The sequence below is a fragment of the Bacteroides sp. ET71 genome, from assembly GCF_023336905.1.
In the GTDB taxonomy this organism is placed as follows: Bacteria; Bacteroidota; Bacteroidia; order Bacteroidales; family Bacteroidaceae; genus Bacteroides.
Genome location: NZ_JAMBLS010000022.1, coordinates 40,767 through 59,817, shown reverse-complemented (window position 1 = coordinate 59,817; position 19,051 = coordinate 40,767). Strand labels below are relative to the sequence as shown.

The 19,051-nt window shown below is 49.3% G+C and carries 18 protein-coding genes; 15 read left to right on the top strand and 3 right to left on the bottom strand.

All coding sequences use genetic code 11. From position 1 onward, the window contains the following. The first annotated feature begins 225 nt into the window (after nt 1-225). The 7 genes from M3090_RS11325 (at nt 226) to M3090_RS11295 (ending at nt 5,727) form a co-directional block, all read left to right on the top strand. Entirely contained in the window at nt 226-438 is a 213-nt protein-coding gene (locus M3090_RS11325; RefSeq protein WP_249056332.1) for a helix-turn-helix transcriptional regulator, read from the top strand. 5 nt (nt 439-443) lie between these two features. Further along, nucleotides 444-1,445, top strand: coding sequence for an adenine-specific methyltransferase EcoRI family protein (locus M3090_RS11320; protein WP_249056330.1), 1,002 nt, complete (start codon nt 444-446; stop codon nt 1,443-1,445). Beyond that, nucleotides 1,445-2,302, top strand: a complete 858-nt coding sequence (gene dinD / locus M3090_RS11315; RefSeq protein WP_249056328.1) for a DNA damage-inducible protein D — start codon at nt 1,445-1,447, stop codon at nt 2,300-2,302. Before M3090_RS11320 ends, dinD begins: the two co-directional genes overlap by 1 nt. Nucleotides 2,303-2,305: 3 nt before the next feature. Further along, nucleotides 2,306-3,415: an HNH endonuclease family protein gene (locus M3090_RS11310; RefSeq protein ID WP_249056326.1), complete on the top strand. Its 1,110-nt coding sequence runs from the start codon at nt 2,306-2,308 to the stop codon at nt 3,413-3,415. Between the two features lie 21 nt (nt 3,416-3,436). Further along, complete coding sequence (locus M3090_RS11305) at nt 3,437-4,018, top strand: hypothetical protein (RefSeq protein WP_249056323.1); 582 nt, start codon at nt 3,437-3,439, stop codon at nt 4,016-4,018. Between the two features lie 22 nt (nt 4,019-4,040). Then, a complete protein-coding gene (locus M3090_RS11300; RefSeq protein WP_249056321.1) occupies nt 4,041-4,685 on the top strand; it encodes a GIY-YIG nuclease family protein in 645 nt (214 codons plus the stop codon). Nucleotides 4,686-4,824: 139 nt separating this feature from the next. Further along, a complete protein-coding gene (locus tag M3090_RS11295) occupies nt 4,825-5,727 on the top strand; it encodes an ATP-binding protein (protein WP_249056319.1) in 903 nt (300 codons plus the stop codon). 771 nt (nt 5,728-6,498) lie between these two features. Here M3090_RS11295 and M3090_RS11290 read toward each other — a convergent pair. After that, complete coding sequence (locus M3090_RS11290; protein WP_249056318.1) at nt 6,499-7,074, bottom strand: phosphoribosylglycinamide formyltransferase; 576 nt, start codon at nt 7,072-7,074, stop codon at nt 6,499-6,501. Nucleotides 7,075-7,223: 149 nt separating this feature from the next. Here M3090_RS11290 and M3090_RS11285 point away from each other — a divergent pair, with 149 nt between their 5' ends. The 4 genes from M3090_RS11285 to M3090_RS11270 are packed head-to-tail and all read left to right on the top strand — an operon-like array spanning nt 7,224 to nt 9,981. Continuing rightward, entirely contained in the window at nt 7,224-7,460 is a 237-nt protein-coding gene (locus M3090_RS11285) for an acyl carrier protein (protein WP_249056317.1), read from the top strand. A gap of 21 nt (nt 7,461-7,481) precedes the next feature. Continuing rightward, the gene (gene fabF / locus M3090_RS11280; RefSeq protein ID WP_249056315.1) at nt 7,482-8,747 is read left to right on the top strand and encodes a beta-ketoacyl-ACP synthase II; all 1,266 of its coding nucleotides are present in this window, start codon (nt 7,482-7,484) and stop codon (nt 8,745-8,747) included. 4 nt (nt 8,748-8,751) lie between these two features. Continuing rightward, complete coding sequence (gene rnc, locus M3090_RS11275) at nt 8,752-9,606, top strand: ribonuclease III (RefSeq protein ID WP_249056337.1); 855 nt, start codon at nt 8,752-8,754, stop codon at nt 9,604-9,606. A gap of 39 nt (nt 9,607-9,645) precedes the next feature. Beyond that, nucleotides 9,646-9,981: a hypothetical protein gene (locus M3090_RS11270; protein WP_249056313.1), complete on the top strand. Its 336-nt coding sequence runs from the start codon at nt 9,646-9,648 to the stop codon at nt 9,979-9,981. Here the strand turns inward: M3090_RS11270 and M3090_RS11265 are convergent. After that, nucleotides 9,940-10,950 (bottom strand): ATP-dependent 6-phosphofructokinase, encoded by a 1,011-nt coding sequence (locus tag M3090_RS11265; protein ID WP_249056311.1) that lies wholly within the window; start codon nt 10,948-10,950, stop codon nt 9,940-9,942. The genes M3090_RS11270 and M3090_RS11265 overlap by 42 nt on opposite strands. Nucleotides 10,951-11,075: 125 nt before the next feature. On the opposite strand from M3090_RS11265, the gene M3090_RS11260 reads away from it, so the two are divergent. From M3090_RS11260 to M3090_RS11250, 3 genes are all read left to right on the top strand, one after another. Further along, nucleotides 11,076-12,602 carry a GH3 auxin-responsive promoter family protein gene (locus tag M3090_RS11260; RefSeq protein WP_249056308.1) on the top strand — a complete coding sequence of 509 codons (1,527 nt, stop codon included), beginning with the start codon at nt 11,076-11,078 and terminating at the stop codon, nt 12,600-12,602. Continuing rightward, nucleotides 12,599-13,531, top strand: coding sequence for a DMT family transporter (locus tag M3090_RS11255; RefSeq protein ID WP_249056305.1), 933 nt, complete (start codon nt 12,599-12,601; stop codon nt 13,529-13,531). The genes M3090_RS11260 and M3090_RS11255 overlap by 4 nt, the downstream gene beginning before the upstream one ends. A gap of 158 nt (nt 13,532-13,689) precedes the next feature. Next, nucleotides 13,690-15,981, top strand: a complete 2,292-nt coding sequence (locus tag M3090_RS11250) for a sensor histidine kinase (RefSeq protein ID WP_249056303.1) — start codon at nt 13,690-13,692, stop codon at nt 15,979-15,981. Between the two features lie 48 nt (nt 15,982-16,029). On the opposite strand, the gene M3090_RS11245 is transcribed toward M3090_RS11250, so the two are convergent. Further along, a complete protein-coding gene (locus M3090_RS11245) occupies nt 16,030-16,737 on the bottom strand; it encodes a dihydrofolate reductase family protein (protein ID WP_249056301.1) in 708 nt (235 codons plus the stop codon). Between the two features lie 835 nt (nt 16,738-17,572). Between M3090_RS11245 and cysS the strand changes: the two genes are divergently transcribed. Next, nucleotides 17,573-19,048, top strand: a complete 1,476-nt coding sequence (cysS, locus tag M3090_RS11240) for a cysteine--tRNA ligase (protein ID WP_249056300.1) — start codon at nt 17,573-17,575, stop codon at nt 19,046-19,048. Nucleotides 19,049-19,051 lie beyond the last annotated feature (3 nt).

Below are 19,051 nucleotides of genomic sequence, written 5' to 3'. Positions count from 1 at the left end.
TGTTTCGTGTGCAAAGATAAAGAGGATTTTTTTAATCATCCGGTCAAAAAGAGGCAAACCGTTCCACAAAATGATTTTTTTTGCGCAGACAACTCAGACATAAATGGCAAAATTTCAATTATTAAGAACAGTTTATTGTCGAAATTTGAATGGTTTTGCTAAGCAATCATTATATTTGCAAATACAATCAATTATTATAGTGCGTCTGCAATACATTTTATTAATATGGGAACAGAAAAAATAAATCGGCTAAAAATAGTATTGGTAGAACAGGGAAAAACCGGAAAATGGCTGGCTGAACAGTTAGGAAAGAACGAAGCGACTGTTTCTCGTTGGTGTTCTAATACAACACAACCCTCATTGGAGATGTTGATGAAGATAGCGGAAATTCTGGAAGTGAATGCAAAAGATTTGATTAACAAGGGTAAATTCGATTAAATGATATGGCTAATAAGAATCTGAACAAGGCAAAAGAAGCCAAGAAAGACGAGTTTTATACGCAACTGGAAGATATCAACAACGAGTTGCGGCATTACCGGGAACATTTTCGCGGTAAGACTGTATTATGTAATTGCGATGACCCACGTGTGAGCAATTTCTTTACCTATTTTGCCTATAACTTTGAATTTCTTGGATTGAAGAAACTGATTACCACTTGCTATAAGAATCAAAATATAGACTTGTTCAGCCAAAACAAGAGCGAACAAGCCGTTTACCTGACTTATGAAGGTGATAAAAATGGAGACCATATACCCAATGCAGAAGAGATAGGAGTAAAACCGCTAAAAGGAGATGGAGATTTCCGCAGTAAAGAATGCATCGAATTGCTCAAAGAAGCGGATATTGTGGTGACTAATCCTCCGTTTTCTTTGTTTCGGGAATACGTGGCGCAACTGATGGAATATGAAAAGAAGTTCTTGATTATCGGACATCAGAATGCCATTTCTTATAAAGAGATATTTCCGTTAATCATGCAAAACAAATTGTGGTTAGGGTATGGTTTTAAGGGAGGAGCAGGACATTTTATTTCACATTATGAGGATAAGGCTACCGCTGGTGACCATCGGGAGGGTATGATTCGGGTATCTGGTGTTACATGGTTTACTAATCTTGAAATCAAAAAACGTCATGAAGACATCATTCTTTATAAGCACTACACTTCTGAAGAATATCCACGATACATTAATTTTGATGCTATTAATGTGAACAAAACGGAAGAGATACCTATGGATTATGATGGTGCTATGGGAGTTCCAATAACATTCTTGGATAAATATAGTCCGGAACAATTTGAAATATTAGGAAAAAGTCTTGATTTGGCTGATATGTCCGTGATTAAAAAAAGGTTAGGTAAATTGAATGGTGGTCCAAGATTTTATATTGAAAAAGAAGGTGTGCCAACTCGATTGTATGAAAGAATAGTAATCCGCAAAATCAAAAAATAATGAAAGCCGAAGAAATCATAGAATTGTTCCGCCGGTTTGAATCCATTGCAAACGAATATGAGGGTGTGGAATGCTGGAGTGCAAGAGAACTCTCTACTTTGCTAGGCTATGCACAATGGCGTAACTTTGAGAATATCATAGAGAAAGCCAAAATCGCATGCGAAAATGCAGGACAAGAAACAGCATATCATTTTGCTGACGTCAGCAAAATGATAGAATTGGCAAAAGGTGCTCAACGTGAGATAAATGACTATATGCTGACGCGCTATGCCTGCTATCTTGTTGCTCAAAATGGAGATCCGCGTAAGCCGCAAGTAGCCTTTGCGCAAAACTATTTTGCGGTGCAGACACGTCGGGCAGAACTTGTGCAGAAGAGAATACTGGAACATGAGCGTGTCGTGGCACGTAATAAACTGGCAGAAACGGAAAATCGTTTATCGGGTATCCTTTATGAGCGCGGAGTGGATAACAAAGGATTCGGTATCATTCGTTCTAAAGGTGACAAAGCTTTATTTCATCTGGATACGGCATTGCTAAAACGCAAGTTAGGAGCTCCTGACAATCGACCTCTGGCAGACTTCCTTCCGACAATCAGTATCAAAGCTAAGGATTTTGCTGCGGAAATGACCTCGGTAAATGTACAGCAGAAAGATTTGCACGGACAAGAACAAATCACTCGTGAACACGTGGATAACAATGCCGCCGTAAGGAATATGCTGCTGCAACGTGGAATAGTTCCTGAGCAGTTGCCACCAGGAGAGGATGTAAAGAAGGTGGAACGGCGATTGAAGTCTGAGGAAAAATCATTAACTAAGAAGCAAAGCGCAAAGAAAACTTCTAAAAGAGAAAAGGAGTAAGATATGCAAATAGAATTGAAGTCCATAAAAATCTGTGATTTGATTGATGGATATGTCAACGACCCCGATGCCGGAGTAAAAGGTTATCATGGAAAATTAGATATACGCCCTCCTTATCAGCGTGAATTTCGCTATGATGAGAAGCAACAGCAAGCCGTTGTGGAAACCATCCTCAAAGGCTTTCCTCTCAACATCATGTATTGGAGCGTAGATAAAAACGAAAACTTTGAAATGATTGACGGGCAACAGCGCACCCTCTCAATATGCGGATTCTACACTCACGATTTTAACATCGTTGACCACGACCGAGGAACACTCTATTTCTCCACACTTACAGAGGAAGAGAAAGCCAAGTTTCTCAACTATGAACTGACTGTGTACTTTTGCGAAGGGACAGACAAAGAAAAGCTTAACTGGTTCCGGGTAATCAACATTGCGGGAGAGAAACTTCTCGACCAAGAACTGCTGAACGCCGTCTATGCCGGACCTTTCGTAACAGATGCGCGCAGGCATTTCTCAAAGAACGGATGTCCGGCTTATAAGATGGGAGCCGACTTTTTGAACGGAAACGCCATAGAGCAGGCATACTTGGCTACTATCTTGAAATGGGCGGCTCGTCATGACGGCGTAGAAAGCGTGGACAAATACATGGCATTGCATCAGTTTGACCCGAATGCCAATAAGCTATGGGCTTACTTTGTATCTATCATTACATGGATACGTTCCACATTTACCAAATACCGCCGCGAGATGAAAGGTCTGGATTGGGGAGCCATGTATGATGAGTTTAGTGAAAATGTATATGATACTGTTGCCCTCGAAAAGCAGATACACGACTTAATGGAGGATGATGAAATCATGAAGAAGTCCGGCATTTATCGCTACGTGCTGAGCGGCGACCTGCGCGACCTCAGTTTCCGAACTTTCGACAAAAAGCAGAAACGCGAAGCCTACGAGCGGCAGCACGGCATATGCGTTCATTGCGGCAAGCATTTCGAACTGGAGGAAATGGAAGCCGACCACATCACGCCTTGGAAAGAAGGCGGTACGACTGTGGCGGAGAATTGCCAAATGCTTTGTAAGAATTGCAATCGGGTTAAAGGAGGAAAGTAATATTTTAACAAAATTCAAAAGATGGAAACAATAACTCTTGAACAACTCATTGAAGAAGGAAAAGATATAAGAAAAACAATCTCATATATCAATACTCCATCGGGGGTTTTTCGTACATATGCAGCTTATAGTTTAGCAGACAATTCCAAATATGAAATATGGAAAAACAAATCTATAAGATTCCTTTCTATAAATTTTTCTGGAGATAGGTGTATTAATGATTTTGAAGAATCAGCTAAAGACTTCACTAAAAACCATCATTCTCCCACTGTCTTTGATAATATGCTTGCAATATTGCAGGCATGTTTGGAAATGCCCCAGATTATTAGTGTGATTAAAGACTCCAATGTAATAGATAAATCTGTTAATGTACATGTGAATCAAACCCAATCCCAGCAACAATCTCAATTTTTAGACCAGTTCATGGATATAATAAAGGATGAATTAACAGGAAAACAATACAAGGAAATAAAAGAGATTGTAGAAACAGAGCCTAATCCTACTCAGGCTAAAACGAAGTTAGTTGATAAAATAAAAAGTTTTGGTGTAGATGTAACTTCTAATATTATTTCAAATATTATAACTGCAGTTTTGTGTCAATAACATGCTTAAAAACAAGTGATATATGTCTCAAAAACAAAATAATTCAGGAATCGTTTATGTTCTTACTAATCCTGCAATGCCTGGATTGGTAAAAATAGGCATGACCACAAGGGATAATTTGGATGCTCGAATGAAAGAACTTTATGGTACAGGAGTTCCTGTTCCTTTTGAATGTAAGTATGCTTGTAAAGTGAAGTCTTCAGATTGTGCCAAGATTGAGAAGGCTCTGCACACGGCATTCGCTCCTAACCGTATCAATGCTAACCGTGAGTTTTTTCAAATCAAACCTGAGCAAGCGATGGCGATATTGGAATTGTTTAATCGAGAAGATGTGACACAAGAAATCACGGAAGAGATAGACAACGACCTGACTACAGAAGATAAATCCGCTACGGAAAAAATCAATTCGTCACGCCGTCCTCCCCTCAATTATTTTGAGATGGGAATGAAGAAAGGTGATATTTTAGTATTCGTAAAAGATTCATCTATTGAAGTATCGGTAGTTGATGAAAAGAAAGTGATGTATCAAGGTGATGTTTATTCATTGACTGGAATTACAAAAAAAATGCTCAATACCACTCATGCCATTCAACCTACAGGCTATTGGATGTTTGAAGGCAAGAACCTGAGAGATATTTACGATGAAACTTATACTTTGGATGATTAAAATATACCAACCGAATACCAAAACATAGAGTTTAAAGAATTTTTACACAACGAATACCAGAAATGGATTTGTGGCTTTGCCAATGCTCAAGGTGGCATCCTTTATGTTATTCCGCAAGTATGCCAAACGGAGCGGACGTATGAAGGAAACAGACTTGATAGACGACAATCACGGTTTGTTGGAGAAACTCCGGCTTTATGAGGGTAGTTACCTGAAACGTGCTGCCGCTTTGTTGTTCCATCCCGACCCAGAACAATATGTGACCGGGGCATTTGTAAAGGTCGGTTTCTTCCGCGAAGGCATGGATTTGGTATATCAGGATGAAGTGCATGGTAATCTTTTCCAGCAAATTGTGAAGCTAATGGACTTGTTGTGTACCAAATATATGAAAGCTATCATAACCTACGAAGGCATCCAACGGATAGAAACTTTACCCATACCCCGTGAAGCTCTACGTGAAGCGTTGCTGAATGCCTGCATTAACAAAGACAACGCAGAACCTTCTCCCATCCAAATCCGCGTGTATGAAAACAAGTTGGAGATAATAAACGGAGGGGTGTTGCCCGAAGGGTGGACGGTGGAAACCTTATTGTCCTCACACCGAAGTATGCCTTACAACCCGGATATTGCCAATACTTTCTTCCATGCAGGTGAGATTGAGGCATGGGGACGCAGCATCGAGCGTATCATTACGGCTTGTAAGAATGATGGTTTCTCCACACCGGAGTTCCGTTATGATGCTTCAGGTATATGGACAACTTTTAAGTTTGAGTACCCGGAAAGAGCGACAATCCAAAGCGACCCAGAATCGACCCAGGAAACGACCCAGAAACGGCCAGAAACAGACCAACAAAAACAAAAAGATGCCATACTTGAATTGATAAAAGATAATCCTTATATACAAAGAAAAGAAATGGTAAATCGCTTAGGTATACATGAAAGCAGCGTAAAGCGTCGGTTGGCTTCACTCCAAGAAAAAGGGATAATCAGACATGTCGGCCCCAATAAAGGCGGCTATTGGGAAGTCCAAAAAGGATTTTGAACCAAGGCGGAGAAGTTTTCATGATTACATGCCTGACTTTCAAAAGAAAGCTGTAAATTTGTAATCAATAAAGGAAACCTCCACGCAACCTGACGCAGAACACTGCAACAATCCGGTGGAGCAATAGCGGGAAATTACACTACTTGCCGATTTATAAGTCAAAGATATTCAGCCACCAGGAATCAATAGTTCGATTCCTGGTGGCATCGTTTATAGATGTCTAAAGAAGGTCATAAAAATTCTCTACCAAAGCTATATCGTCCGCAGCCAACCGTGCAACCGGACTTACGCCGGATACAGAATCTATTTCAGAATAATGCAGACCCATACATAACATTAACATTTCCTAAAACCGCAAAATCAAAGACTTTACCGTCACATCCGCTGCTACAACCGCAATTCAGTCTCCGCACCTACATGACGCATGAAAAGACCGTATACGCCCCCCACCGACTACACCCGGGCGACAGACACATCTGCGGTTATCCCGTTTAATCCGCGCCATCTGCGGTTCAAATCCCTATTTTACGACATTCCCCTATACGGTTCCTTGCCCAAACTGCACGACAAGCGCTGCACAGCATACAAGTTAAACATTTTTCAACATCACTCCGCCGTCTCGCCCATCCCGAAACGAGCCCACACCAAAGTCCTACCAAAGTCGTTCCAAAGTCGTTCCAAGTTCGTCTCCTTAGAAACGAACAAAGAACGACTTTGGAACGAATCTGGAAGCAATAAATATCCGGAAATATTACTTTGGGAAAAACGTTCTCAGTCCAGCGCCTGCACCAACTCTTCGATGACGCGCGGATAGTGCTCATACTCCAAGGCATGGACGCGCTGTGCCAGGGTCTCCGGCGTATCGCCGGGCAAGACTGGACAATGATACTGGCACACGACGACTCCCTCGTCGTACACCTCGTTAGTATAATGTATAGTGATGCCGCTCTCCGTCTCGCCGGCTTCGATGACGGCTTGGTGGACACGGTCGCCATACATGCCCTTGCCTCCGAACTTGGGCAGCAGCGAGGGGTGGATGTTGACCATCCTGCCGGGATAGGCATGCAGCACATTGTCCGGCACGCGTGCCAGAAAGCCGGCCAACACCACGAAATCTATCCCTTGGGCACGCAGGGCTTCAAGCGGTTTCTGCCCGTCGGCCCATTCTTCTTTCGTAAAAGCACAAGCGGGCACGTGCAAGGAAGCTGCACGTTGCAACACGTAGGCCGTCGACCTGTTGGTCAGCAGCAAAGACACTTCGGCCGTCCCCCGACCCCGGAAATAACGGATGATATTTTCGGCATTGGTGCCGTTGCCCGAAGCCAAAATCGCAATCTTTTTCATCATAATCCTCACTTTTAATGCACAAAACCATAAAAAATGTGCAAAATTCTGCATTTAATGTCCGAAATATTTGCGCGGAAAAAGAAAAATCCATTCCTTTGCACGGCAAAATTAAAGAAATAAACCTAATTATTAATTAAAAACTAAAAGTTATGTCTGAAATTGCATCTAAAGTGAAAGCGATTATCGTCGATAAGTTAGGCGTTGAAGAATCTGAAGTAAAGAACGAAGCCAGCTTCACAAACGACCTGGGAGCCGATTCTCTGGACACTGTAGAGCTCATCATGGAATTTGAAAAAGAATTCGGCATCTCTATCCCCGATGACCAGGCTGAAAAGATTGCCACTGTGGGCGACGCTATCAACTACATCGAGGAACACTCCAAGTAATTTAATCCATCCGTTTTGCACATGGAATTAAAAAGAGTTGTTGTAACAGGTCTTGGCGCCGTTACTCCCATTGGAAACACGGTCTCCGAATTTTGGGAGAACCTGGTCAACGGGGTTAGCGGGGCAGGACCTATTACGCATTTCGATGCATCCCTTTTCAAGACACAGTTTGCATGCGAAGTGAAGAACTTCGACGCATCCCAATACATTGACCGCAAAGAGGCCCGCAAGATGGACCTGTACACGCAATATGCCATCGCTGTGGCCAAACAAGCCGTGGGCGATTCGGGTCTTGATGTGGAGAAAGAAGATTTGAACCGTATCGGTGTCATCTTCGGCGCCGGTATCGGAGGTATCCGTACCTTCGAAGAAGAGGCCGGCAACTATGCACTGACCGGCAAGGAAAAAGGTCCGCGCTTCAATCCGTTCTTCATCCCCAAGATGATTTCGGACATCGCAGCCGGACAGATTTCCATCCTGTACGGATTCCACGGCCCCAACTATGCGACCTGCTCGGCTTGCGCCACTTCGACCAATGCCATTGCAGACGCATTCAACCTCATCCGCTTGGGCAAGGCCAACGCCATTGTGACGGGCGGTTCGGAGGCTGCCATCGCCGCCTGCGGCGTGGGCGGTTTCAACGCCATGCACGCCTTGTCTACCCGCAATGACTCTCCGGAGACGGCTTCACGCCCCTTCAGCGCCAGCCGCGACGGTTTCGTGATGGGTGAAGGCGGCGGTTGCATCGTATTGGAAGAACTGGAACATGCCAAGGCTCGCGGCGCGAAAATCTACGCCGAAGTAGCTGGCGTAGGCATGTCGGCCGATGCTTATCACTTGACGGCTTCTCATCCGGAAGGTCTGGGTGCCAAACTGGTGATGCAGAACGCCCTGGAAGATGCACAGATGAACCCGGAAGAAATCGACTACATCAATGTGCACGGCACATCGACGCCCGTGGGCGACATCTCCGAGGCAAAGGCCATCAAGGAAGTGTTCGGCGACCATGCGTATAAGTTGAACATCAGTTCGACGAAGTCCATGACTGGACACCTGCTGGGTGCAGCAGGCGCCGTAGAGGCCATCGCCAGCATCCTGGCCATCAAGAACGGCATCGTTCCGCCCACTATCAACCACGAAGAGGGTGACAATGACGAGGACATCGACTACGACTTGAACTTCACGTTCAACAAAGCTCAAGAGCGCGAAGTGAATGCGGCACTGTCCAACACGTTTGGGTTCGGTGGGCACAACGCATGTGTCATCTTCAAAAAATACGCAGAATAAAGTCGTGTTGCGCAACCTGATAGACAGAATAAGGCTCCTGTTCCATAAGGACAGAGAGTCTTATTTTTGTTTTTACAGAATCCTGGGATTCTTTCCCCGCAACATCAAGTATTACCAGCAGGCCGTCCTGCACAAATCTACTTTCCTGCGCTCCGAAGCAGGCAGGCCGCTGAACAACGAGCGGCTGGAATTTCTGGGGGATGCCATCTTGGATGCTGTGGTGGCCGACATCGTCTTCCGCCATTTCGAAGGCTGCCGCGAAGGCTTCCTGACGAATACGCGCTCTAAAATCGTGCAGCGCGAGACACTGAACAAGCTGGCCATCGAAATAGGACTGGACAAGCTGGTGAAATACACCACACGCTCGCAGGCGCACAACAGTTACATGTACGGCAACGCTTTCGAGGCATTCTTCGGCGCTATCTACATGGACCAAGGCTACGCACGCTGCAAAGAGTTCATGGAGAAAAAAATCCTGAAAGACTACATCGACCTGGAGAAGATGTCCCGCAAGGAGGTGAACTTCAAGTCGAAGCTCATCGAATGGAGCCAGAAATACAAACATACGGTGTCATTCGAACTGATTGAGCAGCAAATAGACAAAGACCACAGCCCCGTCTTCCACACGGAGGTCAAACTGGAAGGCATCTCGGCAGGCTACGGGAAGGGCTATTCCAAAAAAGAATCCCAACAGAACGCAGCGCAGATGGCATTGGCAAAGTTGAGGAACGACGCCCGGTTCAAAGAGGAGATTGCTGCCGCCAAGCAGCAAAAACAAGAGGACAAACAACTGACGGATGCAGTCATGGTTGTCGAAGACATGGAAAGCCAAGCAAGCTCCGGATTGTCTGTTAATTAACATTATCCAAGATACTGAACTATAAATCTTATACCTGTTATGTTAGCACGAATCAACCGTTACATGGAGAAACAAATCGCCCGCGACACCTGGGATGATGTGGCATGGTACATCGGCGGTTACATGTACATGACATTGGGCAAATGGCTCGACAGTATGTTCATATTGTACAGTGCCGTACCTTATGCCTTCCTATTATTGGGGTATAACATCTACCTTACTGTTCTTTTTTGCCGCAAAGGGAAAGAATCACCTTTGACCGGGAAGATGGTATGGAGACTCTGCTGGCGATACGCACTCAGCATGCTGCTCATTGCCTGTGCCTTCATAACCCTATCCGAAGCAAACGCCCATGCGGCGGCCTTGAACCACTAAGTCGTGGTCTTCCGTCACCAGCTTCAGCTTTCCGGCAGTCTCGGCCAAGGGAATAGAGGTTATCTCATTTCCCCGCAAGGCAATCATACGTCCGAATTGCCCGTTGGCTATCAGCTCCGTGGCATGTCCGCCCATACGGGTGGCCAGGTTGCGGTCGAAAGGTGTGGGTGAACCGCCCCGCTGGATATATCCCAACACGGTCTCCCGCGTCTCGATGCCCGTTTCATATTCTATTTCTTGGGCAATGTATTCGCCGGCACGCTTACGCCCATCGGTATGGATTCCTTCGGCCACTACGACAATGGAATAGGGTTTTCCCCGCTTCAGGCGGTCGAGGATGGCAGTGCCGATGTGATGGATGCTGTAAGGGATTTCAGGCAGAAGAATGACGTCGCTTCCACCAGCCATGCCTGCATACAGGGCTATCCAACCGGCTTTGTGCCCCATCACTTCGATGACCATCACGCGCTTGTGCGCACTGGCTGTACAGTGCAGGCGGTCTATGGCGTCGGTGGCAATGCTTACGGCAGAATCAAAACCGAAAGAGAAGTCCGTGCCCCAGATGTCATTGTCGATGGTCTTGGGGACAGACACCACATTCAGCCCGCGTTCAGCCAGCAAGGCAGCCGTTTTGGTGGTTCCGTTGCCTCCGATACAGACGATGCAATCCAAACCCAGTTCTTTCACATTCCGTTCGACAAGCGCCGGTTTATTGACGCCGGACACCACACCGTTCTTCTTGAAGGGATTCTCTCGTGAAGTGCCCAGCATAGTACCGCCAAGATTGAGCAATCCGGAAAGCGAGTCGCGGGTAATCACCTCCGTGTCTTTGGTCAGCAAGCCTTGAAAGCCGCTATGAATACCTATCACCTCTATCCCATAATGATGAATGGCTGTCTTACACACACCACGAATGGTGGCATTAATGCCCGGACAATCGCCCCCTGAAGTAAGTATGCCAATTTTCATAAACGTTTTTTAATAATAATTTATGTCCTAAACAGCGGTAAAGGTAAGAAAAAAGCAGGAAAAAAGATAGAGATGCCAAGAAATAACCTTACTTTTGCGTTGCCAAACAGATTTCAACAGGAACGATGAATATCACAAGATTACTGAACAAGGCTTTTCTGGCCCCACGTTTAAAAGAAATCGAGCAATATGCCACTCGTTCAGAGGCTTTGCAGAATCAGGTACTGCAACGTCTCTTACACTTGGCAGCACAAACGGAATGGGGCAGGAAATATGATTATACAAGCATACATTCTTACGACGAGTTCCGCCGACGGCTCCCCATACAGACTTACGAAGAGGTGAAACCTTATGTGGCCCGTCTGCGCCAGGGCGAACAGAACCTGATTTGGCCGTCGGAGATACGCTGGTTTGCCAAATCATCGGGCACGACAAACGACAAGAGCAAGTTCATCCCCGTCAGCCGGGAATCGCTGAAAGACACGCACTACCGGGGGGGACAAGATGCCGTGACCATTTACCTGGGGCAGAATCCCAAGAGCCGTTTTTTCTCGGGCAAGGGCCTGATATTGGGCGGCAGCCATGCTCCGAACCTCAACTCCAACCACAGTCTGGTAGGTGACCTTTCTGCCATTCTCATCGAGAACATTCCCTCGCTTGTCAACCTTATCCGCGTACCCAGCAAGCAAACCGCTTTGATGGGCGACTTCGAACCGAAAATGGAAGCCATCGCAAGGGAAACCATTGGCGCGAATGTGACCAACCTGTCCGGCGTGCCTTCGTGGATGCTGGTACTCATCAAGCACATCCTGGACAAGACCGGCAAACGGACCTTGGAAGAGGTATGGCCCAACCTGGAAGTATTCTTCCACGGAGGGGTAGCCTTCACGCCCTACCGCGAACAATACAAGCAGCTTATCCAAAACCCACAGATGCACTACGTGGAGACGTATAACGCCTCCGAAGGCTATTTCGGCACGCAGAACGACCCGACAGACCCGTCGATGCTGCTGATGATAGACTACGGTATCTTCTACGAATTTATCCCCCTGGAAGAAGTGGGCAAGGAGAACCCGCACGCCTGCTGCCTGGAGGAAGTGGAACTGGGCAAGAACTACGCGGTGGTCATCTCTACGTCGGCAGGCCTGTGGCGCTATCTGATAGGCGACACAGTACGCTTCACCAGCAAACATCCGTACAAGTTCATCATCACAGGGCGCACGAAACACTTCATCAATGCCTTCGGCGAGGAGCTTATCGTGGACAATGCCGAAAAGGGCCTGGCACGGGCCTGCGCAGAGACAGGCGCACAGGTGCTGGAATACTCGGCCGCGCCGGTATTCATGGATGCCAACGCCAAGTGCCGCCACCAGTGGCTGATAGAGTTTGCCCAGATGCCGGACGATGTGACGCGCTTCGCGCGCATTTTGGATGACACACTGAAGGAAATCAATTCCGACTACGAGGCTAAACGGCAAAACAACCTGGCCCTGCAACCGCTGGAGGTCATCGTAGCCCGCAAAGGATTGTTCCACGACTGGTTGGCCAAGAAAGGCAAGCTGGGCGGACAGCACAAGATTCCCCGACTGAGCAATACGCGGGAATACATGGAAGAAATGCTGGAATTGAACAAAGGAATGTCGAAACAATGAAAGACTTCCATTTCAAAGGCCATGCCGCCATGCTGACGGCCAACGCAACGTGGGGGCTGATGTCTCCACTGGCCAAAATTGTCATGGCGGGAGGTATCGTCACCCCGCTGGTATTGACAGACCTCCGCATCTTCGGTGCGATGGCACTGTTTTGGATTATCTCTTTCTTCCAGAAGCCTGAGCATGTGCACCACAAGGACATGGCCAAATTGCTGGCCGCCTCGCTGTTGGCCATCGTGTTCAACCAAGGCTGCTTCATTTTCGGCGTGGGACTAACCTCGCCCGCCGATGCCAGTATCATCACGACCAGTATGCCTCTTTGGGCTATGGTGCTGGCGGCTTTTTTCTTGAAAGAACCTATCACGGGAAAGAAGGTGCTGGGCATTGCCCTGGGGGCCGGCGGCGCGCTGTTGCTCATCATGGGCAGTCAGAGCGGCAGTGCCCCTGCGTCTGGCGGAGACAATCCCATCCTGGGTGACATCCTGGTGCTGGGCGCCCAATTGAGTTATGCGCTTTACATCGTGCTGTTCAAGAACTTCGTGCAGCGGTATTCACTGGTCACCATCATGAAATGGATGTTCACCTACGCTTTCATCTTCGCCCTGCCCTTCTCCTACAACAGCCTGATAGCCACAGACTGGAGTGCGCTGGAACTGCCTGCCATCGGCAGCATCGCCTTCATCGTGGTGTGTGCCACGTTCCTGAGCTACATGCTCATCCTGGTGGGACAGAAAAACCTGCGGCCTACCGTGGCAGGCATGTACAACTACGTGCAACCCGTCGTGGCCTGCATTGTCAGCATCTGCCTGGGGTTGGATTCATTCAATCTGATGAAAGGTATGGCCGTGGTATTCATCTTCGGAGGTGTCTATTTGGTGACCATCAGCAAGAGCCGGCAGGAGATGGAGGCGCACGAACACGGAGCGTAACAAGGAAGACTACTTCTTGAGATACCGTCTTCCGATATAAATCCACAGAGGGGAACAGCCTGTCTTTGAAGCGCAAAAACATCCTGCTACCGGACAAGACGAACGGATTATTCATTACCTTTGCAGACCGTAAAACATCTCCCGAAAAGGAAAGAAGAATGAAGATAAAACACATCGTGCTCTTGTCGGTCTGCACATTCCTATTACTGGCGCTTTTTCAGGCAGCAGGCATGTCGTATGCTTACCGTAGCCAGATGCAGAAGACAGAGGCTACGCTGGCTTCGGCTTTCAAGAATGCTTTTACACTGACAACCGATGCCCAGGTGAACCGTCTGCCCTATCCCGAAGGAACCGTCACCCACATGGTCTACGCGCCCGACAGCCTGCATCTGGAGGATGAAGACCGGCTGCTCTACTACGCGGAACAGACATCGGTCGTGCTGCAAGATGCATACGGTCAACCCGAAATCTCGCTCGATTCGCTACGGCAGATGCTAACCGGCTTCCTTCGATACGAAGAAGTGGAAGGCAGTGTGTTCATCCGCAAATTCAATGTCCATACAGGGTGCACCTTGCAGACCTCACCCGCCAAAGCTGACCTGCCCCACACAGGCATCGGCATACTGACTTCGCCCCGTGCCTTCGTGCACATGCAAAAAGGCATTGCCGTAGAAGCCATCTTGGACATGCACTACCTTGCCTACCCCACCAGCCTGCTGTTTCCGAGCCTTACGCTCCTCCTGGCCATTCTGCTGGCAGGAGTCATTACCCTGCGTATCCACCGGCTACGCCATCTCCAGCACGACATCGACAGCCAATGCAAGAGCTACTATCAACTGGCCGGACAGATGGCACAGTCTGTCCAGCAGATGGAAGACGACCTGAAGACCTCCCGCTGGACGCAGGCCGGAGAGACAGGCCGGCAAATACTGGCCGATACGGAAGCCGTACTGACCCGTGCCAAACAGGAAAATGCACGCCAACACTCGCACCGCGTCCTCTGGCTGGACCGCCTGTCGTGGGGGCTGATGCCATTGGCTCTCTTGCTGCCTGTACTGTGGGGAGCTTACATCTACCGCACACAGTGGAAAACACTGAACCACGAAACAGAAGTGGCCTTTGAAAAGGCATTTGTGGCAGAAAACGACCAACGTTACCTCCAGTCCATCGAAGCCAATCACCTGCGCGGCACCCGCAAAGCGTGGGTAACCGGGAGCACAGACTACTTCCACCAACAAGTGGACTCGCTGTTCCCCCTACTCTACCGGAAAGCAACCGACGAGCAAGGCAATACGTTCTACGAACCCCGCTTCCATGGCACCCGGCAAGAAGTGTACGTGCTGCACCAGACCATGAACTTGAAAGAAGGCATCCGCCTCTACCGAGCCTATGGCACCCAGCAGATAGTCAACGAACGCCCTGTCGCCATACCGCTCGACACATTCCGCCTGGACTCGCTGTTCCGCCATGAACTGATGCAGACGGGCCTGAACCTGCCTTGCGGCATCCGCATCCTGCGCCCTGACTCCGGCGAAGTACTGAAACAAACAGGCTGCGCCCTCCCCCGCCGGGGCAGCTTCGTCAGCACGGCCCTGCGCCTGGACGAAAGCGGCTCGGTGTGCGTGCAAGGCATCGTTCCCTCGCCGCAGAGACACGTCTTCCACTCGGCCTGGTATCTCTTCCTGCCCTTGGCACTGACGTTCGCCTTCTGCCTGCTGTGCATTGCAGGCCACTGGTTTGTATGGCGGCGCCAGCGCCGGTTGGAACAGTTCCGCAAGGATTTCACCTACTCGATGATACACGACATGAAGTCGCCCCTGCAATCCATCCTGATGGGCACGCAAATCATGACAAGCGGCAAGCTGGACGACAAGCCCGAAAAAGCCGCCCGCATCTGTACGACCATGTGTGACGAGTGCAACCACCTGCTTGCCCTCTCGGCCCGTGTAGTAACACTGACGCAGATAGACCGGGGTGAACTGCAACTGCACCGCACTGCCGTGCCGTTGCGCCCTCTCTTCGAGGAGCTGGCCACCCAATTCCGGCTCAAAGCCGCCAAACCTGTCATCTTCCACATTGACTGCACCGCCAAGGCAATCGCCCATGCCGATGCTTTCTGCCTGCGCGAGATGCTTTCCAACCTGATAGACAACGCCATCAAATACTCCGGCGAGGAAGTCTGCATCCACCTCACTGCCCGGCAAACCAGCGAAGGCAGCCTCAGCCTCAGCGTGCGCGACAATGGCATAGGCATCCCGCGAAGCGAGCAGCAGAGGATATTCAACCGCTTCGAACGCATACAGGCAGGCGACCGGCGCACAGGGGCTTCGGGCTTCGGCCTGGGCCTGAACTTTGTGATGCAAGTGGTGCAGGCGCACGGCGGCACAGTAACGGTGGACAGCGACGGGAAAAGTTTCAGCACATTCACCGTCACACTGCCGGAACAATAGGAAGAGACGCGACGAAGGCGGCAAAGCCTGTTTCGCTGCCCGTACTCCTTATCCCATCTTTTCCGCACCGCCGGCATCGGGCAACGTATATCGGGTCCAAATCACCCCGTTGTCCAACACTCGGCAACTCTGATACGTCAGCCGGAGGGGCAGGAAGGCATCACCGTCCGCCCTTCCGTCAAAAAGCGCAGGCTGTCCCGACCGCCCATCTATGCCGGGAGCCGTCATCACACTGATTTCGTCCAGCAGGCCTGCATCCAGGAATCCTCCATTCAGTTTTCCGCCTCCCACCACGGCCATGCGCTTCACGCCGAAGTGTTCCGCCAGAATCTCTACGGCACGGCGCAGGTCCACCTGCTCTTTGCCGGTGGCAATGTATGACAGGCCAAGCGCACGCAAGCGGGTCAGATACTCGCGCGGGGCACGTTCGCTGACGAGGCAGAGGCGAGGCCTCTCCTCCCGGCAATTCTCGGCCGTCCACAAAAGGGTGCCCGCCGAATCGACCGAGACGGCATAGCCGTCCGCCCGGCAGGCGACGTGTATTTCTTCCCGACCCACGGGCGTAGCATCGGCCGGCGTGTAGGGAGCAAAGCCGGTGACGTGCAGTTGAAGGGTCACCTTCCCTTCGACGATGGTGGGGCAGTTCAAACTATCCAGGGCCGTGTAATACTCATCCCCGCTGATTTTGTCGACCATGTCGCAGGCGATGCGCCCGTCGACAGATTGCATCATGTGGCAAACAATGTAAGGTTTCATTCTTTCTGATGTTACGTTAAAGTTCTTTCCAACAGGAGGCTTGCACGAATCCCCCCGATGACACGGCAAAGATAGGCTTTCCGGGCAAAAACAGTGGTATCCATATCCCGGTTTGCATTACCCGAAATACAGATTCATGCCTTGACAGGAGAAAAACGAAAGAATACACAGGCAGAACCAGACTGACCGGCAACAGTAAAATATCCCAATACTTATTGCTTGCAAAGTCGTTCCAAATTCGTATTTTGTTCGTTTCTAAGGAGACGAACTTGGAACGACTTTGGTACGACTTTGGTAGGAATTTGGTAGGATTTCGGTGAATGGCGGTGAGGGGAGTAATATTTATCTACAAACGACATAACTGCTTTCGGGTAGCCGGTAGCGTTGGCCGTTACGATACGATTGTCGGATACGAATTGTTCATTCACATAACCTTTTGCTTGGCATAGTTGTCTCCGCCCCATAACCGCGACTGTTCCAAACCGTTTTCTGTATGTCTGACGGCATTTAGGAAATCGTGTTCGGCAAGAAAAGAAGGTTCCTTTGCACTTGAATCTCCTACGTTTCCAACTTAGAGCCTGTCCAGAAATCGCTCTCTTTGTCATGTTGAGCAAGCGAAGCGCAGTCGAAACATCTCCCTAATACTTTCCAGGCGCGTAGTGAGGTCCCTCGACTGCGCTCGGGATGACAGGAAGTATCAACCAGAATCATGTTTTTCCGGAGAATCCACACAAGAAAATGGAGACCGAAGTAAAAGATATTTCTGAATAATACGTATATTTGCGCGCTACTGCTTTTCGGCAGCACTGATGAAGGATAAAAAACACAAAACGATATGGAACAACCTTTACTCATCTACAATACCCTGCACCGGCAGAAAGAAGTTTTCAAACCCTTGCACGCCCCCCACGTGGGGATGTATGTCTGCGGACCTACCGTCTATGGTGACCCGCACCTGGGACATGCACGTCCTGCCATCACGTTCGACCTGCTGTTCCGCTACCTGAAGCATCTGGGCTACCAGGTGCGCTATGTGCGCAACATCACCGACGTGGGACACCTGGAACACGATGCCGACGAGGGCGAGGACAAGATTGCCAAAAAGGCACGGCTGGAACAGTTGGAGCCGATGGAGGTGGCACAATACTATGCCAACCGCTATCATGACGCCATGCGTGCGCTGAATGTCCTGCCACCCAGCATCGAGCCACAGGCCAGCGGACACATCATCGAGCAAATCGAACTGGTGAAGGAGATTCTGAAAAACGGCTATGCCTACGAAAGCGAGGGTTCCGTCTATTTTGATGTAGCCAAGTATAATAAGGAGCATCACTACGGCAAATTGTCCGGCCGCAACCTGGAAGACGTATTGAACACCACACGCGAGCTGGACGGCCAGGAAGAGAAACACAATCCTGCCGACTTTGCCTTGTGGAAGAAAGCACAACCTGAGCACATCATGCGCTGGCCTTCGCCCTGGAGCGACGGTTTTCCGGGCTGGCATTGTGAATGTACGGCCATGGGGCGCAAGTATCTGGGCGCGCACTTCGACATACACGGCGGAGGCATGGACCTCGTATTCCCGCACCACGAATGTGAGATTGCACAGGCCGTGGCCTCGCAGGGCGACGACATGGTACACTACTGGATGCACAACAACATGATTACCATCAACGGACAGAAGATGGGCAAGTCATTGGGCAACTTCATCACGCTGGAGCAGTTCTTCACCGGGCAGCACGAGAAGCTGACACAGGCCTACACGCCCATGACCATCCGCTTCTTCATCCTCCAGGCGCACTACCGCAGCACGGTGGACTTCAGCAACGAGGCATTGCAAGCCGCCGAAAAGGGACTGGCCCGCCTGATGGATGCCATCCATGAGCTGGACAACCTGAAGCCGTCGGCCACTTCGTCGGTAGATGTGCACACGCTGGCAGCCAAGTGTTACGAGGCCATGAACGACGACCTCAACTCGCCCATCGTCATCGCCCACTTGTTTGACGCGGCTAAGATGGTGAACAACATCGCCGCCGGCAACGATACCATCAGCGCAGAAGATTTGCAGGAACTGAAGGACACTTTCCACCTCTTTGCCTTCGACATCCTGGGCTTGCAGGCTGACAATACGTCTAACGCTGCCCGCGAAGAGGCTTTCGGTCACGTGGTGGACATGTTGCTGGAAGAACGTGCCAAGGCCAAGGCCACCAAGGATTGGGCTACCAGCGACAAAATCCGCAACGAGCTGACTGCCCTGGGCTTCGAGATAAAGGATGGAAAAGAACGTACGGAATGGAAACTGAACAAGTAGGTT